Genomic DNA, 23,380 nt, shown 5'->3' with positions numbered 1-23,380 from the left:
GCCAGTATCAGGCGGCGGATCGGCCGGCGTCCATCGATGCGAAATGGGCGCGGATGCGTTCGGCATCGGGGGAAACCCCAGTGAACAGCCGGAAGGCGTCCACCGCCTGGAACACCGCCATGCCGCCGCCATCCAGCGTCCGGCAACCGATGGACCGCGCGGCGCGTAGCAGTTCGGTTTCCAGCGGAAAATAGACGATCTCCGCCACCCAAAGCCGCGGATGCAGCATCTCTGCCGGAAGCGGCAGGCCGGGGAACTTCGCCATGCCGGTGGGCGTGGCATGGATCAGCCCGTCCGCCGCCGCCACGGCGGCGCGCAGACCGTCCCGGTCGGGGATTGCCATGGCCCGTCCGCCGCCGAAGCGCACGTTGATCTGGTCGGCCAGCAGTGCCGCCCGCGCCGGGTCGGCGTCGAAGATGTCCAGCCGGCCGGTCCCGAGATGGAAGGCGGCGTGGGCGACTGCGGCTCCGGCCCCGCCGGCGCCGAGAAGCACCACCCGGTCCATCGGCACGCCGGCCAGCCCGCGGCGGAAGCCCTCGGCGAAGCCCGAACAGTCGGTGTTGTGGCCGACCCGCCGGCCGTCCTTCAGCACGACGGTGTTGACCGCCCCGATGGCGCGGGCGTCGTCCGAAAGCTCGTCCAGCAGCGGAATGATCGCCTGCTTGCACGGGTAGGTGACGTTCAGCCCGGTGTAGCCCATGCGCTCGGCGCCCGACAGCAGCTCCGGCAGGGCATCGGGGCCGAGGCCGAGACGGTCGAGGTCGATCAGCCGGTAGATGCAGCGCAGGCCGAGCGCGTCGGCCTCCCGCTCATGCATCGCCGGAGTCCGTGAGGCCTGAATTCCGGCGCCGATCAGGCCGACGAGGATGGAATTGCCGACGGCGGGTGCCGGCCGGGACAGGGCGTTCATTTCGCGGCACTTTCCAGCAGCCGGGCCATGCGCTGGAGGGCCAGCGTGTAACCCTGGGTGCCGAAGCCGCAGATCACCCCGGCGGCGACGCGCGAGACGTAGGAGAAATGACGGAATTCCTCGCGCCGGTGGATGTTGGAGATGTGGACCTCCAGGATGGGGAAGGCGCAGGCCGACAGCGCATCCATCAGCGACACCGAGGTGTGGCTCAGGCCGGCCGGGTTGATGACCAGCCCGGCCATCGTCTCCCGCGCGTCGTGGATCCAGTCGATCAGCACATGTTCGGCGTTGGATTGCCGGAAATCGACGGCAAGGCCCAGCGCCTCGCCGGTGCGGCGGCAGTCGGCCTCGACATCGGCCAATGTCTCGTGGCCATAGATGTGCGGCTCGCGCTTGCCCAGCAGGTTGAGATTCGGTCCGTTGAGGACGATGATCGGGCGGCTCATGGTGGGGCGTCTCCAAACAAACGCACTGTTTCGTTCATTTTCAGTCGAGATAAAGTTCGGGCCGGGCGCCTTCGCGCAGCTGGGCCTGCACCGCCATGCGCACGGCGGCGTTCACCGCTCCGAACTGCCGGTAGCCGCCACGCCGCTCCACCACCTCGAAGAAGAAGCGGTCGTCGAAGCTGTCGGTGTAGGCGTGCAGGAATTCTCCCTGCTCGTCGCGGTCATACAGCAGTTCGCGGTCCTTCAGAGTCGCCAGCGTCGCATCGTCCAGCGGGTGCTTGACCGCCAGATCGTCGTAATAGTTGGCGGGGATCGGCAAGAAGGGGGCGCCAGCGGCTAGGCGGTCTGTCACCAGCGCGGCGGCATCGGCGGTGGCGAAGGCAATGTGGTGGACGCCGGCGCCGGAGGTGGCGCTGACGAAACGGCCGGTGGCGGTCCGCCGGCTTTCCGAGATGTTCAGTGGCAGCCGCACGCCCCGGCCGGGTTCGGCATCGGGGCTGACCAGCGCCCGGCTGCGGATCAGGCCGTAGGGGTCGGGCAGTTCCCACAGGCTTTCCGGCACGAAGCCGAAGACCGTGCGGTAGAACAGCACGAAGCTGTCCATCCGCCCGAAGGGCAGGGCCTGGGCGATGTGGTCGATGCCGAGCAGGGGGGAGCCGTGTCGGGGCGATGGGCTGGGTTCCTGCCCGGCCGGTTCTTCCGCGAACAGGTAGAAGTCGTCCTCCCAGATGCTGCGGTGGGCTTCCTTGCCGTCGACCAGATAGATCAGCGTGCCGTCGGGTGCCCGCAGCGCCGGGATCCGGCGTTCGCCGTCGCCGACCCGCTCGCGCCACAACACACAGCGCAATGCCTCCGCACGGGAAATGGTGCGGGCGGCGTCATCCACCGTGAAGGCCATGGCGCAGACCGAGGGGCCATGCATCTGGAAATGCTCCGACGCCGCGGAGTCCTCCTCGCTGTTCAGCACCAGATTGACGCCGCCCTGGCGGTAGAGGTCGACATCCTTGGAGCGGTGGCGTCCGGCATGCCGGAAACCCAGGCTGCCGAGCAGGGCCGACAGTTTGTCGCGTGCCGCCGCATCGACGGCGAATTCGAGAAACTCCACGCCATGGCAGACCGGCGGAGCCGGCAGGCCGGGACCGAATCCGGCCTCGGCCTCCACATGAATGAGCGACCGCAAACCGTCGAGGGCGGTCAGGCGGGCAGGGGCGGCGCGGAACTCGTCGTTGAAGATCTCCAGCGACAGCGGACCGCGATAGCCCGATGCCAGCACCGAATCGAGAAAGCGCCGGACCGGCAACTGGCCCTGACCGGGGAAATTGCGGAAATGGCGGCTCCAGGACAGCACGTCCATCAATAGCGTCGGGGCATCGGCCAGTTGAACGAAGAATATGCGGTCGCCCGGCAGGTCGGCGATGCCGGACGGGTCGTCGTTCAGGGCCAGCGTGTGGAAGCTGTCGACGATCAGCCCCAGCGCCGGATGGTCGGCGCGCTGCACGATGTCCCAGGCCTGGCGCCAACGGTTGACATGCCGGCCCCAGGCCAGCGCCTCGTAGCCAACGCGCAGGTCCCGGCGCTGCGCCCGCTCCGCCATTTCGGCGAGGTCGGCGGCGGCGCGGGCTGGATCGTCGATGGCGGCGGGCTGGACGTTGGAGCAGACCAGCACGAGGTCGGTACCCAATTCCTGCATCACGTCGAACTTGCGTTCCGCGCGGTCGAGGTTGCGGGCGCGGATCGGATCCGGCATCGCCTCGAAATCGCGGAATGGCTGGAAGATGGTGATTTCCAGACCCAAGCCCTCGGCGATGCGGCGGACATCGGCCGGCGACCCGTCGAACGTCAGCAGGTCGTTCTCGAAAATCTCGACCCCGTCAAAGCCGATGGCGGCCGCCGCCTCGAGCTTCTCCGGCAGGGTGCCGCTCAGCGAAACGGTGGCGATCGACTTTTTGAAGGTAAAGGCGCTGGACGGCATGGGAGCCCCTTCGGCAGCGGCATGGTTCGTAGACATCAACAAACGTACCAGTTCGTACATTTTGGCGCAAGACGCTTTGATTGCCAATGATCGGTGCATCGAACAACATCTCTGGTTCGAGCCAGTCGGCCAGCCCGGTATTATCCATGGGCTGTGGACATGCGACGTCGCATGGCAGTCAATTTAATTTCCATAACTGTGCTTATGTGTTTTTGGTATGTAGGCGCAATGTCAAAATGTCAGTCCAGCGCAACATAGAACTGTCAGTCTTCCGTCGGGTTTAGCGCTGGCAATAACAAATGGCAACGAGGCCGCCACGGTGGACGGCCCCGTCACATCTGGGAACACCGGCTTCAGAAACCGAAATGGCTGAGACCGGGATGATCGTCGGGCCGGCGGCCGAGCGGCCAGTGGAACTTGCGGTCAGCCTCGGCGATCGGGTGTTCATTGATGCTGGCATGCCGGGCGCGCATCAGCCCGTCCTCGGCAAACTCCCAATTCTCGTTGCCGTAGGCGCGATACCATTGGCCGCTGTCGTCGCGGTATTCGTAGGCGTAGCGCACCGCGATGCGGTTTCCAGTGAAGGCCCAGAGTTCCTTGATCAGCCGGTATTCAAGCTCCTTGTTCCATTTGCGGGTGAGGAAGGCTTGGATCTCGGCGCGGCCGGTCACGAATTCGGCGCGATTGCGCCAGCGGCTGTCCTCGCTATAGGCAAGAGTGACCTTCGCCGGATCGCGGCTGTTCCAGCCATCCTCGGCGAGCCGGACCTTCTCGACGGCGGACTCTGCGGTGAAGGGGGGAAGCGGCGGACGGGACATGGCATGCTCCTTCTTGCGGATGAAACGATACAGGCAGTGATGTGAGAGCGTGGCGCGGCGCGATCAGCACCACGGTCGACGTGGTCGGTGAAGGGCTCACAGGGCGAGTTGGATGCGGTTTTCCTCATCCGGGCCGGTTTCGGCAGGCACGGCACTGCAAATCAGGACCTCGTCGGGGGCGACGCTGGCGCCCGGCTCGCGGGTATAGGTCACGGCACCCTTCAGCAGCTTGGTCCGGCAGGTTCCGCAGGTGCCTTCTCGGCAACTGTATTCGGGCTCCAGTCCGCGCGCTTCCGCCAACTCCAGCAGCGTGCCGGACGACGGCGTCCAGCGATCCTCCTTCAGCGAAGTCATGAAGGCCACCGGCACCGGCTTGCTCGACGGCAGGGGACGGACCGGCGGGGGTGCGGTCCCGACTTCGGCCGTGCGCTGCAAGGACGACGGCCCGAATGCCTCGGCGTGGATCCGCCCGTCGGCGATGTTGCGGCTCCGCAATCCGTCATAGAGCGCCTGCGTGAATGCCGGCGGGCCGCACAGGTAGAAATCATAGTCGTCGAACGGCAGGAAGCGGGTCAGCAGGGCCATGTCGATGCGGCCGACCGCCTCATAGTCGACGCCCTCCTTGGCCGCGCCGGGCTCGCTGAGCACCCGGATCCATCTGACGGCACCCTGCCCTGCCGCCCCCTGCGCCGCGTTCACCAGTTCGGCGATCTCCCGGTCGAACGGACGCTCGGATATCGAACGGGCTGCCTGGATGAGGATGGTCGGCCGCATCCGCTGTTTGCGAAGCCCCTCGTAGACGATGTGGCGCAGCATCGCCAGCAGCGGCGTGATCCCGATGCCGCCGGCCAGCAGGACCGCCGGCCTAGTCCCGTAAGGGTCGATGGTGAAGGCGCCGTCGGGTGCGCGCGCTTCGATGATGTCGCCGGCATGGATGCGGTCGTGCAGGTGGCGCGACACCAGCCCTTCCCGCTTGACGCTGATCCGGTACTGGCCGTCCGACGGCGCGGCCGACAGCGTGTAGGTGCGGATGACCGGCTTGTCGGACCCTGGAACCGTCACGCGGACCGGCAGATGCTGACCGGCGGCATGGGGAAGAATGCCCGCTCCGTCGGCCGGCTGGAGATGGAAGGAGCGGATCGCCGGGGTTTCGTCGACGATCTTCGTCACCCGGTAGGGGCGCCAGCGTGTCGCCAGCTCGCCGGCCTGCATGCGGGCCGCCGCCTGCGACCAATCCCCCGTCATCAGCGAACTGGGCGACCAGCCCTCCTTGCGGAACGACCAGCGCAGCGCCAGCGCGCCGGCCCGGCGCAGGATACGGCGCGGCTTGAAGGTCCACAGCCGCTCGGCTCCCTGGAAGGCCGCAATCTCCGGCGATTCCAGGATAACCTCCGCGTCGCCGGTCATCTGCAGCATGTCGCCGTTGCCGTAATCGACGAAGACGAGGCCGGCCTTGCCGTTGAGAACGATGTTCCCGAGGGTCGAGAAGAAGAGGTTGCCGTTGAAGTCGGGCACCGTGAGGGTGCCGTCCTCCGCGACACGGACGAAGCCCGCCTTGCCGCCGCGATGGGACACGTCGACCTGACGGCGCTCGGCCCGGTCCGCATAGGTGGCGACGAAGAAGGCATCGGCCTCCCCGATCATGGACCGCGCCTGTTCGTCCAGCTGCGGCAGGATCTCCACCACGCCGGTGAACGGTTCCGCCGGATCCCGTGTATAGTCGACATCGCGAAGCTGGATGTAGCGCGGGCAGTTCCCGAAGCTCTGGTCGACATCGACCCGAAATCCCGAGCCGATGGCGGTGACGAAGCCGTTCATGCGGTTGCGGCGCCGGGTGTGCATCTCGATCCCCAGGAGGCCGACGGGATCGCCGTCCCGCATGCCCTCCCCCGCCGGATCGCCGGGATCGGCCTGGGTAGCGACGTCGAGCCTCGTCGGCGTCGGCGACGACAGGAAGCCCGGCTTGCCGACGAGGAGCGTGGCCCACGGGTCGCCCGCGGGATCGACGCTGCCCAACACGATGAAGGGAAGCTGGGCATAAAAGTCGCGATGCTGGTCGGGCATGTGGTCGCGGATCACCCGCTGACCGACGGCCTCCATCCGTTCGGCCACCCCCAGCTTCCGCTGGATGAACGTCTCACCCTCATGCCAGGGCGGCAGTGTCGTCAGTGTCGCGGTCATCGTCGGTGTCCCGTGCTTGGGTGGCGGTCGGACGGAATATCCGGGAGCGGGATGTGGCTGTGGGGGTGGGCCCCCGATCTTCTCGATGGATCAGGCTGCGAGGCCGACAGGCGTCCGTACGAAGGGAACGAAGCCCGACAGTTGCTCGATGCGGCCGAGAAACGCCTTGACGGAGGGGTAGCCGGAGAGATCGACGTTGCCTTCCGGCGCCTGGGCGACGTAGCTGTAGATCGCGACGTCCGCGATTGTCGGGTGATCGCCGACCAGCCAATCCTGCGCGCTCAGATGGCTTTCGAGCCGGGCCAGCAGGATATGGGCCCGGCCGATGACTTCGTCTGCGTTGAACTTCGCCCCGAACACCGTGATGAGCCGGGCGGCAGCCGGGCCGTAGGCCACCTCACCGGCCGCCACGGAAAGCCAGCGCTGAACCGCCGCCGCACCGCTGGGGTCTTCCGGCAGCCAGTCGCCACGCCCTGCCCGCTTGGCGAGATAAACCAGGATCGCATTGGAGTCGGCGACGATGACGCCCGCATCGTCCAGGACCGGCACTTGGCCGAAGGGATTGAGCTTCAGGAAATCGGGGCTCTTGTGCGCACCCGCCTTGAGGTCGACCTCCACCAGCTCATGCGGCAGGCCGAGAAGCGATACGAGCAGACGGGCGCGATGCGAGTGGCCCGACAGGGGATGATGATACAGCTTCATGTCCAGCTCCGGTGATTTGCCGGACGGGGGCATTCCCGTTCCGCATCACCAGAGTGCTGGATCATCACCGCCGAGAGAATGCCCGGCTTTCGCAGTTCATTCTTTCTTGGAATGAAATAATCTCCGGCCGGCTCCGCTCCTGCGAGCGTTCTTTCACAGGCGGAGCGATGCCGTCAGGCGGCATTCGTCAGTTCGGGAGCGAGACGGCGTGCATCGGCGATCAGCGCCGCGGTCAGCGGCGGCTGAGGGTCGCGCCGGCACACCACAAGGCCGATCAGGGTCGACAGTTCCGGTGCCACGATGGGGATGGCGCGGATCGAAGGGGGGAGCAGCAGAGAATCCGCCATGATCCGCGGCATGATCGTCGACCACATGCCGGTGCAGAGATGATTGGTCAGCACGACGATGGAATTGGATTCGAGCATCGGTTCGGCATGCACGCCAGCCTCGGCGAAGGCGCGGTCGATGATCCGCCGGTTCTGCATGGTGGTGTTCAGCAGGCAGAGCGGCAGGGTCGCCGCTTCTTCCCAGGTCACGCTGTCGCGCGTGCCGAACGGGCTGTCCGCCGAGGTGATCAGGTGGTAGCGCTCGTGATAGAGCGGCACCTCGTCGACATTGCCGAGCGGTTCGTTGTCGAGATAGGTGATCCCGGCCTCCGCCTCCAGATTTTCCAGCCTGGACAGAATCTCGGTCGAGCTGTGGGAAGCGATGGTGATCTTGATGCCGGGATGCATCGACCAGACGGTGGCGGTCAGCCGCTGGACCATCGGCAGTGCCGTCGGCACCACCACCAGCCGCAGAGTGCCGGTCAGCCCCTGCTTCATCGTTTCGACATCCGCGCGCATCGCCTTGTAGTCGCCGACGATGCGCCGCGCCCACTCCAGCACCCGCTCCCCTTCCGGCGTGAAGCCGATGAAGCGTGCGCCGCGGTCGACCAGCGGCACGCCCATGGTCGATTCCAGCTGCTTGATCGCGGCGGACAGATTGGGCTGCGACACCCCGCAGACCTGTGCCGCACGGCCGAAATGCTTTTCCGTCGCCAGCGCGATCAGAAATTCGAGTTTTTCCTGCATGCCGGGTCTCCTCCCACCACGTCTTGCGCAGCGTGGATCGGGAACGTATCGATCACGACCCGAGCAACATCAATGATCCCAAACATGTGTCCGCGTCTCCGCGCGGGCTGCCGCAGCGGCAATGCGACGCATCGTAGGCTCACGAAGCTTTATCCTCACGACACCTCCATCTCGACGAGCCGGAACGCCTCGCCCGGCGGACGCTCGATCCGCAGATCGGCCCCCTCCAGGAAGGTGTCGGGGCTGAGCAGGTCGAAGGCATGACGCAAGGCATCGGGCTGTACCCGGCTGGCGCAACCGACCGACACGATGACGCGCACCACCCGGTCGAAGGGATTGGCCTCACGCGCCCTCATCGCCTGTTCAAGCAAGGATTGGCACAGCGCGATCTCATGCATGTGCATTGTCCCTCGAAAACCTCACCCTAACCCTCTCCCCCCCGGGGAGAGGGTTAGGGTGAGGGGGTGGCGCCGCGGCCCTTTGCCGAGAATCCACGCCCTGCATCCCCCTCACCCCGACCCTCTCCTCGGGGGGGAGAGGGAGAAACCTCACGCGTAGGCGGGAGCCTTCTTCGCCGCACCGGTCACCGCATTGCTGAGGCCACCCTTCAGCTTCGCGTATTCCTGCTGGACGTAATTCTCTGCCCAGACCTGATCGGCAATCGCCTCGACCCGGACGGCGGCGTATTTGTATTCCGGTGTCTTGGCGATGGGATCGACGGCGTGGATGGTCAGCTCGTTGCAGGCGCCGATCCACCACTGGTAGGTCATATAGACGGCCCCCTTGTTGGTGCGGTCGGTGACGCTGGCGCGGGTGATCACCTTGCCGCGGCGCGACGACACCCAGACCAGCTCCTGGTCGCGGATGCCCAGCGCCTTGGCGTCCTTCGGGTTGATGGTGACATAGCCCGGCTCGTCAGCGAGCGTCTGCAAAGCGGCGCAGTTGCCGGTCATCGACCGGCAGGAGTAATGGCCGACCTCGCGCACGGTGCAGAGGATCAGCGGGAACTCCTCGGTCAGCTGGTCCCGCGGCGGACGCCATTCGGTGGCGAACAACAGGCCCTTGCCGCCCGGCCGCTGGAAGACGTTGCCCTCGTAGAGATACTTGGAGCCGGCCGAGTCGAGGTCGCGGCACGGCCACGGAACGGCACCCAGCCCCTCCATCTTCTCGTAGGTGACGCCGTAGAAGATCGGGCAAAGCTCGCGCAGCTCGTCCCAGATCTGCTTGGTGTTGTCGTAATGCATGGGATAGCCCATCGCCGTGGCGAGCAGGCTGATGATCTCCCAGTCATGCTTGACGTCGCCCTTGGCGTCCACCGCCTTGGTGAAGCGCTGGAAGCTGCGGTCGGCGGCGCTGAACACGCCCTCATGCTCGCCCCAGGAGGTGGCCGGCAGGATCAGGTCGGCGAACATCGCCGTCTTCGTCATGAAGATGTCCTGGACGATGACGAACTCCATCGCCTCGAAGCCCTTGCGCACCTGGGTCAGGTCCGGCTCGGTCTGGGCCGGATCCTCGCCCATCACATACATGGCCTTCAGCTTGCCGGTCTCCGCCAGATGCGGCACGTCGGTCAGGCGATAGCCGATCTGGTCGGGCAACGACGGGACGCCCCAGGCCTTGGCGAACTTCTCGCGAATCTCCGGGTCGGTGACCTTCTGGTAGCCGGGGAACTCGGTCGGCAGCACGCCCATGTCGCAGCTGCCCTGCACGTTGTTCTGGCCGCGCACCGGGCCGACGCCGACATTCGGACGGCCGAGATTGCCGGTCAGCAGCGCCAGCCCCGACAGCCCCTTCACCACATCGACGCCCTGGCCCCACTGGGTGACGCCCATGCCCCACAGGATGGTGGCGGAGGGAGCGGCGGCGTAAATGCGCATCGCTTCGCGGATATCCTCGGCCGGCAGGCCGGTGATCGCCTCGGCATATTCGGGGGTGTATTTGTCGACGATCTTCCTGTACTCGTCGAAGCCCTCGGTGTGATTGGCGACATACTCCTTGTCGTAGAGTCCTTCATTGATCAGGACATTGGCGAAGGCATTGACCAGCGCCATGTTGGAACCGTTGTTCAGCGGCAGCCACAGATCGGCCAGACGCGCCGTCTCGATCTTGCGCGGGTCGCAGACGATGATCTTCGCGCCGCGCTCCTTGGCCCTGATGATGCGCTTGGCGATCACCGGATGGCTGTCGGCGACGTTGTAGCCGAAGACCAGGACGCATTTGGTGTGCTCGATCTCGGGGATCGAGTTGCTCATGGCGCCGTTGCCCAGCGTCACCTGCAATCCGGCGACCGACGGGCCGTGGCAGACGCGCGCGCAGTTGTCGACATTGTTGGTGCCGAGGACCGCGCGGGTGAATTTCTGCATCACATAGTTGGTCTCGTTGCCGGTGCCGCGCGACGAGCCGGTGGTCATGATCGAGTCGGGACCGTATTTGGTCTTGATCTCACTGAGTTTCTTGGCCGCGTACTGGATCGCCTCGTCCCACGACACCGCCTCGAAGGCGGCATCGCGGCTGCGGCGCAGCATCGGGTTGCGCAGGCGCGGCGTCAGGATCTTGGTGTCGTTGATGAAGTCGTAGCCGAAATAGCCCTTGAGGCAGAGTTCTCCTTCATTGGTGACACCGTTGAGGGGTTCGGCACCGACGACCTTCCCGCCCTCGACCAGCAGATTCAGTTTGCAGCCCGTACCGCAATACGGGCAGACCGCCATATGCTTTTCCATCTCGACCTCGATGTTCGCTCGATTGTGCCGGCTGTGCGACAGCCGCAGTGATGGGGAGTGATGGGAGTCAGGCCGCGACTTCAGCGGCTTCCAGGGCGGCGCGCTCGCGCCGGCGGCGCAGGGTCTCGTCCATGACGTCCCGGTCCATCAAGGTCAGGGCGCTGGTCGGGCAGACCGAAACGCAGGCCGGGCCGGCATCGCGGCCGATGCACAAATCGCATTTGTGCGCCTGCGCCTTGACGCCGAGGCTCAGCGTCATGCCGGCGAACTGCCGGACCGCCGGCACCGTCACCACGTCCATGACGCCGAACGGACAGGCCAGCACGCAGTTCTTGCAGCCCAGGCAGCGCTCCTGCTCCACCTGCACGCTGTGCTGGCGATAGACGATGGCGTTGTTCGGGCAGGCGTTGACGCAGGGTGCGTCCTCGCAATGGTGGCACATCACCGCGGTGCTGACGTCGGCCGTCTTCACCATGCGGATGCGCGGCTTGAAGCTTTCCGGCGCCAGTCCTTCGACGCCGGCCCCGTCGGAATGGGCAAGCGCACAGGCGACCTCGCATGTGCGGCAAGCGATGCACTTGCTCGGGTTGGCAGTGACGAATCTGTTCATTCCCGTCGTCCTTGTTGGCAGCCGGAGGGGGCCGTCGAACGGATCCGCCCCGGCATCGCTTCACTGTTCCCTGGCGTTGCGCGCCGGTTGGCCGCTGTGGGCACCGGTGGCTTCACGTCCGATTGAAATCGCTTATCGCCCGATATTTAAAAGTAATCGACGCCGATAAGCCGATCCTATCGAGTATATTCTTTTTCTTATCAGAGTTTCCGAGGCGCCATTTGACAGTCAATACGCCATCAGGCCCCCGGTCTTTGTGTTGCGCACCTTATACCCACTTTTTTTATGTGTCTAGTTGACATCGCGTCAACCAGAGGAATAGCGTAGCGAAGTCAACGGCGATCCAAAGAAAGACCGCCATCATGACAAAAATCGCAACAGCTGGCTCTCCTTCTGCCGCACCGCCCGTGAAGACAGGCGGTATGGGGGCGTGCGCGAGCCAATACTGTCTTCTTATTGGCCGATCAGGTTTTCTTATCGGGATTTCCAACAAAGAAACCTGATCGGCCAATTCGACGCACCCGCCCGGGAAGCCGGAGGTCTGGATATGAATCGCTTCGTTATCGCGGAACCGAGAAAATGCATCGGGTGCAACACCTGCATGGCGGCCTGCACCGAGTCCCATAAAAAGCAGGGGCTGCAGGCGCATCCCCGGCTGACCGTCATGCGGATCGGCGACGACACCGGCCCGGTCCTCTGCCACCAGTGCGAGGACGCGCCCTGTGCCCGCGTCTGTCCGGTCGACGCCATTACCTTTGGGGCCGACGCCATCCTGCTGAATGAGCAGACCTGCATCGGCTGCAAGATGTGTGCGCTGGCCTGCCCCTTCGGCGCCATCACGCCAAGCGGCACCGGCATCGCCGGGGTCGCCGGCATCGCCGTCGCGACACCCAGCCATTCGGCGGCACTCGACCCGCTGCTGGCCTGGGACATCGGCGTGCGCAGCGTGGCGGTGAAATGCGATCTCTGCGCCTTTTCCGGCGACGGCCCGGCCTGCGTGCGCGTGTGCCCGACCGCCGCCCTTTACGCGGCAGACGCCGATGCCACCCGCCAGGCTGCCGCCGTCAAGCGCACGCTGGCCGCAGCGGCACCGGTCAGTCCTGAAACGCCGCTCGCCTCGCTGGAGGGGCTGGACCCATGATTCCACTCTCCCTGCTCATCATGTCGCTGCTGCTGTCCTGCGGCGGTGCCATTCTCTGCCTCCTCCTGAAGCATCGGGAGGGGGACATCCGTCTTGGCGGCAGCGGCGTCGGCATCGCCGCGGCGCTCGCCGGGCTCGGCGCCGGGCTGACGGCCATCGCGGCCGGGCAGCCGGCCGTGCTCGATGCCGCCGGCCCCTACCCCTTCGCCCATTTCGTCCTGCGGCTCGACCCGCTGGCCGGCCTGATGATTGCGGTCATCTCGCTCTTGTCGCTGGTCACCTGGATCTACGGCTTCGCCTATGTGCGCGAATATGCCGGGCGCGGCGTCGGGGCGATGGGCTTCTTCATGAATGCCTTCATCGCGTCGATGATGCTGGTGGTGGCGGCCGACAACGCCTTCTGGTTCCTCATCTTCTTCGAGATGATGTCGCTGGCCTCCTATTTCCTGGTCATCTTCGACCAGGATGACGAGGCGGTGGGCGCCGGCTTCCTCTATTTCCTGGTCGCCCATGGCGGCTCGGTGCTGATCATGGCCGCCTTCTTCCTGATGGCGAACCGGGCCGGCAGCTTCGATTTCGCCGCCTTCCGCGCCCATCCGCTGCCGGCCCCGCTGGACAGCGTCGCCTTCCTGCTGGCCTTCGCCGGCTTCGGCGCCAAGGCCGGCATGATCCCGCTGCACATCTGGCTGCCGCGTGCCCATCCGGCCGCTCCGTCGCACGCCTCGGCGCTGATGTCGGGCGTGATGATCAAGATCGGCGTCTTCGGCATCGTCAAGGTCGGCATCGACCTGCTGGGCGCCAGCGCCGGGCCGGCGATGCTGGGCTGGGGCCTGCTGGTGCTGGCCTTCGGCGCGGTGTCGTCGGTGCTGGGCGTGGTCTATGCCCTGGCCGAACACGACATCAAGAAGCTGCTCGCCTACCACTCGGTCGAGAATATCGGCATCATCCTGCTGGGCGTCGGCACCGGCATGATCGGCATGGCGCTGCACCAGCCGGTGCTGGCGGTGCTGGGGCTGATGGCCGGCCTCTATCACCTGCTGAACCATGCGGTGTTCAAGGGGTTGCTGTTCCTCGGCGCCGGCTCCACCATCTTCCGCATGCACACCAAGGACATGGAGGAGATGGGCGGGCTGGCCCGCAACATGCCCTGGACCGCCCTGTCCTTCCTGGTCGGCGCGCTGGCCATCTCGGCAATCCCGCCGCTGAACGGCTTCGTGTCTGAATGGTACACCTACCAGGCGCTGTTCGCGGCGGCGCTGGACGGCACACCGCTGGTGAAGTTCGCCGCCCCCATCGCCGCCGTCATGCTGGCGCTGACCGGCGCGCTGGCGGTGATGTGCTTCGTCAAGGCCTACGGCATCATGTTCGCCGGGGCGCCGCGCAGCCATCATGCGGAGGAGGCGCGCGAGGCGCCGGCCGCGATGGTCGCCGGCATGGCGGTGCTGGCCGTCGCCTGCGTGGCGCTCGGCCTGCTGGCCCCGCTGGTGGCGCCGGTGATGGGCCGCATCGCGGCGGCGACCATCGGCACCGCTCCGGTGACGCTGGCGGTCGGCACCACCCTGCTGCCGGGCAACGCCCAGCAGGCGACGCTGTCCACCCCGCTGATCGCCATCCTGCTGATCGCCATGGCCTTCCTGCCCATCGCGCTGAAGGCGGCCTTCGCAGGCCGCCGCGGTGGCGACCGCAAGGTGGCGGCTCCCTGGGCGGCCGGCTATCTGCCGGACCATCACATGCCCGCCACCGCCGGCAGCTTCGCCCAGCCGATCCGCATGTTCTTCGCCCCGCTCTACACCATGCGCCGCGCGATTGCCGGGCGCTGGACCGGCATCGCCCTCGGCTTCGAGCGGGTGGTCACGCTGGCGCGGCGCACCGAACCGCTGGCCGACCGCAGCGTCATCGCCCCGATCGCCGGCGCCGTCGATGCCAGCGGCAAGTGGCTGCAGATCATCCAGGCGGGCGATTTTCGGATCTACTGCCTCTACATCGTCGCGGCGCTGATCGCGCTGCTGGCGCTGGCCGTCTGACGGGAGGACGCCATGCTGACCTTCTCACACCTGATCCTGGGACTGTTCCAGGCTCTCCTCCTGCTCGCCGCTGCGCCGCTGGTCTCCGGCCTGTCGCGCATGGTCCGGGCGAAGCTGCACACCCGCCACGGGCCGGGCCTGCTGCAGGATTATCGCGACATCGCCAAGCTGCTGACCCGCCAGGACCTGACCCCGCCGGACAGCGGCTTCGCCTTCCGCGCGATGCCGGCGGTGATGCTGACGACGGTGCTGGTCATCGCCATGGGCATCCCGATGCTGACCCGCTTCACGCCGGTGGCGCCCATCGGCGACCTGATCACGGTCATCTATCTGTTCGCGCTGGCCCGCTTCTTCTTCTCGCTGTCCGGCATCGACAGCGGCAGCTCCTTCTCCGGCATCGGCGGCAGCCGCGAGCTGACCATGGGCGTGCTGGTGGAGCCGGTGATGCTGCTGTCGCTGTTCGTCGCGGCGCTGCTGGCCGGCTCGACCAACCTCGGCGCCATCGGCAGCGCCATCGCCGACGGCCATGTCCGGTCGGCGACCGCGACGGTGATCGCCGCCCTGTCCTTCGCCTACGCCATCTACATCGAGCTGGGCAAGCTGCCCTACGACATGGCGGAAGCGGAGCAGGAACTTCAGGAAGGCCCGCTGACCGAATATTCCGGCCCGTCGCTGGCGCTGATCAAGTGGGCGATGGCGCTGAAGCAGACGGTCGTCGTCGCCTGGTTCATCGGCGTCTTCCTGCCCTTCGGCAGTGCCACCGGGATGACTGTCTTCGGGCTGCTGTTCGGGCTGGTCGCCTTCGCCATCAAGCTGGTCCTGATCTTCGCCGCGGTCGGCGTGGTCGAGAACAGCGTCGCGCGCGTCCGCTTCCGCCTGACCCCCCAGCACAGCTGGGTCGGGGTCGGCGCCGCCTCGCTCGCCTTCGTCTTCTATCTGGTCGGCCTGTGAGCCGGCGAGGGGCAGCATCATGATAACACTCCCCACGGAACCGCTCGGGCTGTTGGCGCTGGCCGCCATCCTCGTCCCCTTCGGCGGTGCGGCGGCCATCGCGGCATCGGAACGGGCATCGGCCAAATGGCTGTGCCAGGGCTTCGCCGCGGCCACCGTCGCGGTGATCGCCATCCTCGCGATGTCGCTGCTCGGCGACGGCAAGGTCGGCGGCACCTTCGAGCTGATCTCCTTCGGATCGGTCTCGATCCTCGGGCTGGTGGTGGACAGCGTCAGCGTGCTGATCGCGCTGGCGGTGATCTCCATCGGCCTCCTGGTGGCGATCTATTCCGCCGCCTATCTGAATGCCGGCAACCGCGAGCATCCCGACATCGGCCGGCGGCGCTTCTACGCCTTCCTGCTGGTGTTCATCGGCGCCATGACCGGGCTGGTCTTCAGCTCCACCGTGGTCGGCCAGCTCGCCTTCTTCGAGCTGACCGGCGCCTGCTCCTGGGCCTTGATCGGCTATTACGAATCGCCCAAGGCGTTGCGCTCGGCGGCGAAGGCGCTGCTGGTCACCCATGTCGCCTCGCTCGGCCTCTATGTCGCGGCGGCCCTGCTGTTCCTGTCGACCGGCACCTTCGCGCTGACCGCCATCGCCGATCTGGCGCCGGGCATGAAGGCGGTCGTGCTGCTGGCGATCCTGGTGGCGGCCTGGGGCAAGTCGGCCCAGCTGCCCTTCCACATGTGGCTGCCCGACGCCATGGAGGCGCCGACCCCGGTCAGCGCCTACCTGCATGCGGCCTCGATGGTGAAGGTCGGCGTCTACATCTTCGCCCGCGGGCTGATGTCGTCGGGCGGCGCGCCGGAGATCGTCGGCTGGGTCGGCTCGATCATGGCGGTGCTGACGCTGGTCTACGGCTTCTTCATGTATCTGCCGCAGGTCGACCTGAAGCGCCTGCTGGCCTATTCGACCATCACGCAGCTGGCCTACATCCTCCTGGCGCTGTCGCTGTCGGTCTTCGGCTCCGACCTCGCCTTCAAGGGCGCCATCGCCCACATCTTCAACCACGCCTTCGCCAAGACGCTGTTCTTCCTGGTCGCCGGTGCGCTGAGCTACACCGCCGGCACCCGCCTGCTGCCGTCGCTGCGCGGCATCGTCACCAAATCGCCGCTGCTCGGCATTGCCTTCGTCTGCGCCGCCCTGGCGATCACCGGCGTGCCGCCCTTCAACGGCTTCTTCAGCAAGTTCGCCATCTTCGCCGGCGGGTTCGAGGTCGGCGCGCATCACTGGGCGTTGATGCTGCTGGTCGTCATCGCGCTGGCGGAATCGGTCGGCTCCTTCGCCTGGTTCCTGAAATGGCTGGGCCATTCGGTGCCCGGCAAACCGTCCCCCACGATGGCCGCGGCGGCGCCGCTGCCCGCCGGCATGAAGTTCGTGCTGGTGGCCCTGGTGGCGATGACGGTGGTCTCAAGCTCCATCGCCGCCTCGTGGCTCGGCTGAGGGAGGGAACGGTCATGAACGGATTTCTCATCGTCAACGGCCTGTCGGGCCTGCTGATCGTCAGCTCCCTTCTGGTCACGCTCGCCGGCAATCCGGCCAACTCCGCCCGCTTCTACGCGCTGCAGAGCTTCATCCTGGTGATGCTGTTCGTGGCGCTGGCGGGGGCCACCGGGTCGGGCGAGCTGTATCTCTGGTCCTTCACCGCGCTGCTGACCAAGGTGATCCTGGTCCCGGCGATCATGTACCGCGCCTTCCGCAGGCTGAGCGACCCGGCGATCGGCTCCGGCGCGGTGATGCCGACGGCGCTGTCCATCGTTGGTGCCGCGGTCGCCGTCATCCTGTGCTTCGGCGTCGCCTCCAAGGTGACGCTGCCGGCGGCCGACGCCATCAAGCCGGCGCTGGCGGTGTCGCTCGCCCTGTTCTTCATCGGGCTCGCCTGCATCGTGGCGCAGCGGAACATCCTGAAGCAGGTGTTCGGCTATTGCCTGATGGAGAACGGGTCGCACCTGACCCTGGCCCTGCTGGCCCCCAACGCGCCGGAACTGGTGGAGATCGGCATCGCCACCGACGCCATCTTCGCGGTGGTGGTGATGGCGGCGCTGGGATCGCGGATCTTCGACACGCTGCACACGCTCGACGCGCGCCAGCTTACGAGCCTGAAGGGATGACCGCCATGGTACCCTCGATCCTTCCCCCACTTCTGCTGATCGGTCCGCTGGCGGTGGCGCTGTTCCTGCTGACCCTGCCCTGGTTCCGGGAATCCCTGCCCGAAACCTTCGCGACCGACCGGGACAGCGTGACGCTGCTGGAGCGCATCCATCTGGGCTCCATCGGCTATGTCTTCCTGCTCAGCATCGCGGCGCTGATCCAGGTGCTGTCGAACGGCGCCATCTCCGCCTTCGGCGACTGGCTGTTCGTCGACGCGCTCGGCGCCGTCTTCATGATGCTGGTCGGCGTGGTCGGGCTGATGACCGGCCTCTATTCCATCGCCTATATCCGCCACGATCTGGAGTCCGGCGCCATCGACGCCGGCAAGGTCCGGATCTATTACGGCTTCTTCAGCCTGTTCCTGTTCACCATGCTGCTGGCGGTCACCGCCAACAACATCATCATGATGTGGGCGGCCATCGAGGCAACCACGCTGGGCTCCGCCTTCCTGGTCGGGCTGTACGGGCAGAAATCCTCGCTGGAGGCCGCCTGGAAATACGTGATCATCTGCACGGTCGGCGTCGCCTTCGGCCTCTACGGCACGGTGCTGGTCTTCTCCAACGCCGCCGACGTGCTGGCCGACCCGCATCAGGCGGTGCTGTGGACGGCCCTGGCCGGCCATGCGGCGGAGCTGGACCCGATGCTGGTCAAGCTGGCCTTCGTCTTCGCCCTGATCGGCTTCGGCACCAAGGCCGGCATCTTCCCGATGCATGCCTGGCTGCCCGACGCCCATTCCGAAGCGCCGAGCCCGGTGTCCGGCCTGCTGTCGGGCGTGCTACTGAAATGCGCACTGCTGATCGTCATCCGCTTCTATGTCATCACGGTCGGCACGGTCGGCACCGCTTTCCCGCAGATGCTGCTGCTGACGCTGGGCCTGCTGTCGGTCGGCGTCTCGTCCCTGCTGTTCTTCGTGCAGCAGGATCTGAAGCGCAAGCTGGCCTATTCCAGCATCGAGAATGTCGGGCTGATCGTCGTGGCGCTCGGCGTCGGCGGACCGCTCGGCATCGCCGCCGCGCTGCTGCACGCCATCAACCACAGCGTCACCAAGGCCCTGTTCTTCTGCAGCGCCGGCAACGTGCTGATGAAGTACGGCACCCGCGACCTGCGGGCGGTGAAGGGAGTGCTGCGGGTGGCCCCGGCCACCGGTTTGCTGATGATGGGCTGCGCCCTGGCGCTGGCCGGTTTCCCGCCCTTCAACATCTTCGTCAGCGAATTCATGGTCTTCATGGCCGGGCTGAACGAAGGCTATGGCTGGATCATGGCGCTGTGCGCGCTGTTCCTGTGCATCACCGTCGCCGGTCTGGTGAAGATCGTCGCCGACAGCGTGCTGGGCAAGAGCCCGGAGACGATGGCCAAGGGTGATGTGGGCTGGAGGGCGCTGGCCCCGCTGGGGGTGCTTGCGGCGCTGGTGCTGACGCTGGGCTTCGCTGTGCCGCAGCCGCTGTCCACTCTGGTGCAGCAGGCGACCGCGGTGGTGATGAACGGCGACAGCCGCCCGGTGGTCGCCGCCCCGTGGCAGACATACGACACGGTCCGCGCCGGTGGACAGTTGGTGACCGGCAGCCTCTCGCAGACGGAGATTTCCAAATGAACATCCTCACTCCGGTCCGGGTCGGGAGCGGCACTATCGCCTCCCTGCGCGAGAGCCTGCCCCATGCGATCCTCGATGAATCCTGGCAGACCGAGGCCCAGGTCACCATCACGGTCAAGCCCGTCTCGCTGCCCGATGTGGTGGCCAGCCTCTATTACGACCACAATGGCTGGCTGTCGGTGGTCGTCGGCAACGACGAACGGCCGCTGAACGGCGGCTACGCCGTCTACTATGTCCTGTCCATGGAGGGCGGCGACAAGTGCCATGTGGTGGTGCGCTGCGAGGTGCCGGCCGATACGCTGGAGTACCCGTCCGTCACCCCGCGGGTACCCGCCTGCGTCTGGGGTGAGCGCGAGGTGCGCGACATGTTCGGCCTGCGCCCGGTCGGGCTGCCGGACGAGCGCCGCCTCGTCCTGCCCGACGACTGGCCGGACGAGTTGTATCCGCTGCGCAAGGATTCGATGGACTACCGGCTGCGGCCGGCGCCGACCAGCGACGACGAGACCTACCGGTTCATCAACGAGGCCAAGCAGGAGACCCGCGTTGTCCCGCTGGGGCCGCTGCACATCACCTCCGACGAGCCCGGCCACTTCCGCCTGTTCGTCGACGGCGAGGACATCATCGACGCCGATTACCGCATGTTCTACGTCCACCGCGGCATGGAGAAGGTGGCCGAGACGCGGATGGGCTACAATGACGTCACCTTCCTGGCCGACCGCGTCTGCGGCATCTGCGGCTACGCCCACAGCGTCGCCTATGCCAACTCGGTGGAGAATGCGCTGGGCATCACGGTGCCGCCGCGGGCGCAGGCCATCCGCTCCATCCTGCTGGAGACGGAGCGGATGCACAGCCATCTGCTGAATCTCGGCCTCGTCTGCCACTTCATCGGCTTCGACACCGGCTTCATGCAGTTCTTCCGCGTGCGCGAGAAGGCGATGACGCTGGCGGAGCTGCTGACCGGGGCGCGCAAGACCTATGCGCTGAACCTGATCGGCGGCGTTCGCCGCGACATCCTGGGCGACCAGCAGGCGAAGACCCGCGAACTGGTCGCCGAGCTGCGCGACGACGTGACCCGGCTGGTCGACGTGCTGCTGTCCACCGCCAACGTCAGCGGCCGCGTCAAGGGCGTCGGCCGGCTCGACCCGCAGATCGCTCGCGACTACAGCCCGGTCGGGCCGGTGGTGCGCGGTAGCGGCCACCGCCGCGACACCCGCGCCGACCATGCCTTCGGCGGCTACAGGCTGCTCGACATGCCTGTCCATGTCGAACAGGGCTGCGACGTGCTGTCCCGCACGCTGGTTCGGGTGGCGGAGTTCTTCGACAGCCTGTGGATCATCGAGCAGCTGCTGGACAAGGCGCCCGCCGGTCCGGTGCTGACCGAGGATTTCACCTATGTCCCGCACAAGTTCGCGCTGGGCTTCACCGAGGCGCCGCGCGGCGAGGACATCCACTGGACGATGACCGGCGACAACCAGAAGCTCTACCGCTGGCGCTGCCGCGCCTCGACCTACAACAACTGGCCGGTGCTGCGCTACATGCTGCGCGGCAATACGGTGTCGGACGCCCCGCTGATCGTGGGCAGCATCGACCCCTGCTATTCCTGCACCGACCGCGTGACCGTGGTGGACGTCCGCAAGAAGCGCTCCAAGACCATCGCCTACAAGGAGATGGAGCGCTACTGCCGCGAACGCACGGATTCACCGCTGAAGTGACGGGGGCCAGAGATGCTCAAGCTACTCAAGGAAATCTTCCGCACGGGCGAGGCGACGGTCAAATACCCCTTCGCCCCGATGCCGGTCTGCAAGGACTTCCGCGGCAAGCCGGACCATAATGCGGTGGACTGCATCGCCTGCGCGGCCTGCACCGTCGCCTGTCCGGCCAACGCCATCGGGATGGAGACCGACACCGCCGCCGGCAGCCGCACCTGGTCGATCGATTACGGGCGCTGCGTCTTCTGCGGCCGCTGCGAGGAATCCTGTCCGACCGGCGCCATCCGCCTGTCCGACGATTTCGAACTGGCGGTCGGCAGCAAGGCCGACCTGACGCGCAAGGCGGTCTTCACGCTGGCCGACTGCGCCTGCTGCGGCAAACCCTTCGCCCCGGCCAAGGAGGTCGATTATGTCGCACGCCTGCTGAGCCAGTCGGCCCGCAGTGCGGAAGAGGCGGACCGGCTGCGCCTGACCGTCTCAACCTGCCCGGCCTGCAAGCGCGCCCAGGATGTCCACCACATCGCCGGCATGGGCATCGCCCGGCAGATGGAAGCCGGAAAACCGGTCAAGGAACTGGAGACCACGCCATGAACGTCCCCGTAGACCCCAAGACCCTGGTGGCGGAGATGTCGCCGGTCTCCACCAGCAAACAGATAGCGACGATGAAGAAGGCGCTGCTGAAGAACATCCAGCGCTCCGCCTACGTCTATCGCGTCGATTGCGGCGGCTGCAACGGTTGCGAGATCGAGATCTTCTCGTCCATCACCCCGGTGTTCGATGCGGAACGCTTCGGCATCAAGGTGGTGGCCTCGCCGCGCCATGCTGACATCCTGCTGTTCACCGGCGCCGTGACCCGCTCCATGCGGATGCCTGCGCTGCGCGCCTTTGAGGCGGCGCCCGACCCCAAGATCGTGGTCTCCTACGGCGCCTGCGGCTGTACCGGCGGCATCTTCCACGACCTCTACTGCGTGTGGGGCGGCACCGACCACATCGTGCCGGTGGACGTCTACATCCCCGGCTGCCCGCCGACGCCGGCCGCGACCATCCACGGCTTCGCCGTGGCGCTGGGCCTGCTGGAACAGAAGCTGAAGGCCGAGACCCATGTCGAGGCTGCTGGCGAGACAGCCGCCCTGGCCCATCCCGACATCCCCTATACGCTCCGGGTCCGGCTGGAGCGCGAGGCGCGGCGGATGGCCGGCTACCGCCAGGGCGGCGACATCGCCGAGGAGTTCATGGCCCTGCTGGAGGGGCATGCGCACACGCCGGGCAACTTCACCCTGCCCGACCGGATGATGGAGGCCATCGGCACGGAGCGCGACCCGCGCCGCGCCGAGATCATCGCCCGGCTGGCCGACGTCGTGCAGCAGGCCATCCGGGGAGACGCGCCATGAGCATGCCCGTACAGGCCGATCCCGGTTCCATCCCCGGTCTGCGTGCCGGTCGCGGCGTGGTGCCGGAGGTCGTCTTCTACCAGCTGAACGCCAAGGTGCTGGAGCGCAAGGAGGACATTCCGGAGGATGCCAAACAGGTGGTCTATTATTCGCTGGCCATCGGGCATCACATCGGCGTGTTCGACTGCTTCAAGCCGGCCTTCCGCTGCACCACCGCGGTGTTCGACCGCGTCCTCGACGCGCTGAAGGACAGCGAGGAGGCGCACCGCAAGCTGTCGGGCCTGCTGCGCTTCGGCGAGATCACAGTGGACAGCACCCACATCCGGCCGCTGACTATGGCCGTCGAGGCGGCGCTGCCCACTGCCCCGCCCGACGTGGCGGCATGGCTCGACCGGTTGCGCACGGCGCTGGACGCCATCCGGCGCGAGCCCGCGATCTATCTGATGGGGAGACGGCTGTCATGACCGATGTCGTATTCACGGTTGGCAATGTCCTGCGCGGCGACGACGGCGCCGGCCCGCTGCTGGCCCAGCTGCTCGACGAGCAGCCGGCCCCCGGCTGGATCGTGGTGGATGGCGAGGATGTGCCGGAGAACCACACCCACCACATCCGCGCGCTGGCACCGCACCGGGTTCTGATCGTCGATGCCGCCGACATGGAGCTGCCACCGGGCGAGGTCCGCCTGATCGAGCAGGACAGCGTCGCCGAGCAGTTCATGGTCACCACCCACGCCATCCCGCTGAATTTCCTGATCGACAGCCTGCGGGAGACCATCCCGGAGATCCTGTTCCTCGGCATCCAGCCGCAGGACACCAGCTTCTTCGCACCGGTCACCATCACCGTCCGCAACTCCGTGGAGGCCGTGCATGACCGGTTGGTCCGCGGCGAGGGATTCGATGCCTACGAGACGGTCGGCTGAACCGGACATCGAGGCAATTCAAGAGAAGTGG

At 66.6% G+C, this 23,380-nt stretch carries 21 protein-coding genes; 11 read left to right on the top strand and 10 right to left on the bottom strand.

The window, feature by feature from the left end; all coding sequences use genetic code 11:
- Positions 1–7 precede the first annotated feature (7 nt).
- The 10 genes from ABNQ40_RS01715 to ABNQ40_RS01670 form a co-directional block, all read right to left on the bottom strand.
- The gene (locus tag ABNQ40_RS01715) at positions 8–910 is read right to left on the bottom strand and encodes a shikimate dehydrogenase (protein ID WP_109047599.1); all 903 of its coding nucleotides are present in this window, start codon (positions 908–910) and stop codon (positions 8–10) included.
- Complete coding sequence (gene aroQ, locus ABNQ40_RS01710) at positions 907–1,356, bottom strand: type II 3-dehydroquinate dehydratase (RefSeq protein WP_109047598.1); 450 nt, start codon at positions 1,354–1,356, stop codon at positions 907–909. The genes ABNQ40_RS01715 and aroQ overlap by 4 nt, the downstream gene beginning before the upstream one ends.
- 40 nt (positions 1,357–1,396) lie before the next feature.
- Positions 1,397–3,328: a bifunctional sugar phosphate isomerase/epimerase/4-hydroxyphenylpyruvate dioxygenase family protein gene (locus tag ABNQ40_RS01705; RefSeq protein ID WP_109047597.1), complete on the bottom strand. Its 1,932-nt coding sequence runs from the start codon at positions 3,326–3,328 to the stop codon at positions 1,397–1,399.
- Positions 3,329–3,681: 353 nt separating this feature from the next.
- Positions 3,682–4,146, bottom strand: coding sequence for a DUF1348 family protein (locus tag ABNQ40_RS01700; protein WP_109047596.1), 465 nt, complete (start codon positions 4,144–4,146; stop codon positions 3,682–3,684).
- Positions 4,147–4,242: 96 nt separating this feature from the next.
- Positions 4,243–6,327: a pyridoxamine 5'-phosphate oxidase family protein gene (locus ABNQ40_RS01695; RefSeq protein WP_109047595.1), complete on the bottom strand. Its 2,085-nt coding sequence runs from the start codon at positions 6,325–6,327 to the stop codon at positions 4,243–4,245.
- A gap of 90 nt (positions 6,328–6,417) precedes the next feature.
- Positions 6,418–7,029 carry a glutathione S-transferase family protein gene (locus tag ABNQ40_RS01690; protein WP_109490668.1) on the bottom strand — a complete coding sequence of 204 codons (612 nt, stop codon included), beginning with the start codon at positions 7,027–7,029 and terminating at the stop codon, positions 6,418–6,420.
- A gap of 173 nt (positions 7,030–7,202) precedes the next feature.
- Positions 7,203–8,102, bottom strand: coding sequence for a LysR family transcriptional regulator (locus ABNQ40_RS01685; protein ID WP_109047594.1), 900 nt, complete (start codon positions 8,100–8,102; stop codon positions 7,203–7,205).
- A 155-nt stretch (positions 8,103–8,257) separates the two neighbouring features.
- Complete coding sequence (locus ABNQ40_RS01680) at positions 8,258–8,500, bottom strand: hydrogenase maturation nickel metallochaperone HypA (protein WP_109047593.1); 243 nt, start codon at positions 8,498–8,500, stop codon at positions 8,258–8,260.
- Between the two features lie 150 nt (positions 8,501–8,650).
- On the bottom strand, positions 8,651–10,822 hold the full coding sequence (gene fdhF, locus ABNQ40_RS01675; RefSeq protein ID WP_109047592.1) for a formate dehydrogenase subunit alpha: 2,172 nt from the start codon (positions 10,820–10,822) through the stop codon (positions 8,651–8,653).
- A gap of 67 nt (positions 10,823–10,889) precedes the next feature.
- On the bottom strand, positions 10,890–11,432 hold the full coding sequence (locus ABNQ40_RS01670; protein WP_109047591.1) for a 4Fe-4S dicluster domain-containing protein: 543 nt from the start codon (positions 11,430–11,432) through the stop codon (positions 10,890–10,892).
- Positions 11,433–11,979: 547 nt separating this feature from the next.
- Between ABNQ40_RS01670 and ABNQ40_RS01665 the strand changes: the two genes are divergently transcribed.
- Genes ABNQ40_RS01665 through hycI form a run of 11 tightly spaced genes read left to right on the top strand, consistent with a single transcriptional unit; the run spans position 11,980 to position 23,349 of the window.
- Complete coding sequence (locus ABNQ40_RS01665) at positions 11,980–12,573, top strand: 4Fe-4S dicluster domain-containing protein (RefSeq protein WP_109047590.1); 594 nt, start codon at positions 11,980–11,982, stop codon at positions 12,571–12,573.
- On the top strand, positions 12,570–14,597 hold the full coding sequence (gene hyfB, locus ABNQ40_RS01660; RefSeq protein ID WP_109047589.1) for a hydrogenase 4 subunit B: 2,028 nt from the start codon (positions 12,570–12,572) through the stop codon (positions 14,595–14,597). The genes ABNQ40_RS01665 and hyfB overlap by 4 nt, the downstream gene beginning before the upstream one ends.
- Positions 14,598–14,609: 12 nt before the next feature.
- A complete protein-coding gene (locus ABNQ40_RS01655) occupies positions 14,610–15,548 on the top strand; it encodes a respiratory chain complex I subunit 1 family protein (protein ID WP_109047588.1) in 939 nt (312 codons plus the stop codon).
- A 19-nt stretch (positions 15,549–15,567) separates the two neighbouring features.
- Positions 15,568–17,031 carry a hydrogenase 4 subunit D gene (locus tag ABNQ40_RS01650; RefSeq protein ID WP_109047587.1) on the top strand — a complete coding sequence of 488 codons (1,464 nt, stop codon included), beginning with the start codon at positions 15,568–15,570 and terminating at the stop codon, positions 17,029–17,031.
- Positions 17,032–17,045: 14 nt separating this feature from the next.
- Positions 17,046–17,699: a hydrogenase 4 membrane subunit gene (gene hyfE / locus ABNQ40_RS01645; protein ID WP_098735733.1), complete on the top strand. Its 654-nt coding sequence runs from the start codon at positions 17,046–17,048 to the stop codon at positions 17,697–17,699.
- Positions 17,696–19,330 (top strand): hydrogenase 4 subunit F, encoded by a 1,635-nt coding sequence (locus ABNQ40_RS01640; RefSeq protein ID WP_109047586.1) that lies wholly within the window; start codon positions 17,696–17,698, stop codon positions 19,328–19,330. The genes hyfE and ABNQ40_RS01640 overlap by 4 nt, the downstream gene beginning before the upstream one ends.
- Positions 19,327–21,042 carry an NADH-quinone oxidoreductase subunit C gene (locus ABNQ40_RS01635; protein ID WP_109047585.1) on the top strand — a complete coding sequence of 572 codons (1,716 nt, stop codon included), beginning with the start codon at positions 19,327–19,329 and terminating at the stop codon, positions 21,040–21,042. Before ABNQ40_RS01640 ends, ABNQ40_RS01635 begins: the two co-directional genes overlap by 4 nt.
- Before the next feature lie 12 nt (positions 21,043–21,054).
- A complete protein-coding gene (locus tag ABNQ40_RS01630) occupies positions 21,055–21,630 on the top strand; it encodes a formate hydrogenlyase complex iron-sulfur subunit (protein WP_109047584.1) in 576 nt (191 codons plus the stop codon).
- A 35-nt stretch (positions 21,631–21,665) separates the two neighbouring features.
- A complete protein-coding gene (locus ABNQ40_RS01625) occupies positions 21,666–22,430 on the top strand; it encodes an NADH-quinone oxidoreductase subunit B family protein (RefSeq protein ID WP_109490667.1) in 765 nt (254 codons plus the stop codon).
- Positions 22,427–22,894 (top strand): formate hydrogenlyase maturation HycH family protein, encoded by a 468-nt coding sequence (locus tag ABNQ40_RS01620; protein ID WP_109047583.1) that lies wholly within the window; start codon positions 22,427–22,429, stop codon positions 22,892–22,894. The genes ABNQ40_RS01625 and ABNQ40_RS01620 overlap by 4 nt, the downstream gene beginning before the upstream one ends.
- Complete coding sequence (gene hycI, locus ABNQ40_RS01615; protein ID WP_109047582.1) at positions 22,891–23,349, top strand: hydrogenase maturation peptidase HycI; 459 nt, start codon at positions 22,891–22,893, stop codon at positions 23,347–23,349. Before ABNQ40_RS01620 ends, hycI begins: the two co-directional genes overlap by 4 nt.
- Positions 23,350–23,380 lie beyond the last annotated feature (31 nt).

It is taken from the genome of Azospirillum sp. A23 (assembly GCF_042938965.1).
In the GTDB taxonomy this organism is placed as follows: domain Bacteria; phylum Pseudomonadota; class Alphaproteobacteria; order Azospirillales; family Azospirillaceae; genus Azospirillum; species Azospirillum melinis.
Note: the sequence above shows the minus strand (reverse complement) of the source record. Positions and strands in the feature narration are given on the sequence as shown.

Excerpts from the sequence above, each read along its gene's own strand:
- hycI (WP_109047582.1), top strand. The coding sequence starts at position 22,891 with ATGACCGATGTCGTATTCACGGTTGGCAATGTCCTGCGCGGCGACGAC.
- hyfE (WP_098735733.1), top strand. The coding sequence starts at position 17,046 with ATGAACGGATTTCTCATCGTCAACGGCCTGTCGGGCCTGCTGATCGTC.
- ABNQ40_RS01665 (WP_109047590.1), top strand. The coding sequence starts at position 11,980 with ATGAATCGCTTCGTTATCGCGGAACCGAGAAAATGCATCGGGTGCAAC.
- ABNQ40_RS01715 (WP_109047599.1), bottom strand. The coding sequence starts at position 910 with ATGAACGCCCTGTCCCGGCCGGCACCCGCCGTCGGCAATTCCATCCTC.
- ABNQ40_RS01695 (WP_109047595.1), bottom strand. The coding sequence starts at position 6,327 with ATGACCGCGACACTGACGACACTGCCGCCCTGGCATGAGGGTGAGACG.
- ABNQ40_RS01625 (WP_109490667.1), top strand. The coding sequence starts at position 21,666 with ATGTCGCCGGTCTCCACCAGCAAACAGATAGCGACGATGAAGAAGGCG.
- fdhF (WP_109047592.1), bottom strand. The coding sequence starts at position 10,822 with ATGGAAAAGCATATGGCGGTCTGCCCGTATTGCGGTACGGGCTGCAAA.
- ABNQ40_RS01690 (WP_109490668.1), bottom strand. The coding sequence starts at position 7,029 with ATGAAGCTGTATCATCATCCCCTGTCGGGCCACTCGCATCGCGCCCGT.
- ABNQ40_RS01680 (WP_109047593.1), bottom strand. The coding sequence starts at position 8,500 with ATGCATGAGATCGCGCTGTGCCAATCCTTGCTTGAACAGGCGATGAGG.
- aroQ (WP_109047598.1), bottom strand. The coding sequence starts at position 1,356 with ATGAGCCGCCCGATCATCGTCCTCAACGGACCGAATCTCAACCTGCTG.
- ABNQ40_RS01630 (WP_109047584.1), top strand. The coding sequence starts at position 21,055 with ATGCTCAAGCTACTCAAGGAAATCTTCCGCACGGGCGAGGCGACGGTC.
- ABNQ40_RS01670 (WP_109047591.1), bottom strand. The coding sequence starts at position 11,432 with ATGAACAGATTCGTCACTGCCAACCCGAGCAAGTGCATCGCTTGCCGC.
- ABNQ40_RS01640 (WP_109047586.1), top strand. The coding sequence starts at position 17,696 with ATGACCGCCATGGTACCCTCGATCCTTCCCCCACTTCTGCTGATCGGT.
- ABNQ40_RS01650 (WP_109047587.1), top strand. The coding sequence starts at position 15,568 with ATGATAACACTCCCCACGGAACCGCTCGGGCTGTTGGCGCTGGCCGCC.
- ABNQ40_RS01685 (WP_109047594.1), bottom strand. The coding sequence starts at position 8,102 with ATGCAGGAAAAACTCGAATTTCTGATCGCGCTGGCGACGGAAAAGCAT.
- ABNQ40_RS01655 (WP_109047588.1), top strand. The coding sequence starts at position 14,610 with ATGCTGACCTTCTCACACCTGATCCTGGGACTGTTCCAGGCTCTCCTC.
- hyfB (WP_109047589.1), top strand. The coding sequence starts at position 12,570 with ATGATTCCACTCTCCCTGCTCATCATGTCGCTGCTGCTGTCCTGCGGC.
- ABNQ40_RS01635 (WP_109047585.1), top strand. The coding sequence starts at position 19,327 with ATGAACATCCTCACTCCGGTCCGGGTCGGGAGCGGCACTATCGCCTCC.
- ABNQ40_RS01620 (WP_109047583.1), top strand. The coding sequence starts at position 22,427 with ATGAGCATGCCCGTACAGGCCGATCCCGGTTCCATCCCCGGTCTGCGT.
- ABNQ40_RS01705 (WP_109047597.1), bottom strand. The coding sequence starts at position 3,328 with ATGCCGTCCAGCGCCTTTACCTTCAAAAAGTCGATCGCCACCGTTTCG.
- ABNQ40_RS01700 (WP_109047596.1), bottom strand. The coding sequence starts at position 4,146 with ATGTCCCGTCCGCCGCTTCCCCCCTTCACCGCAGAGTCCGCCGTCGAG.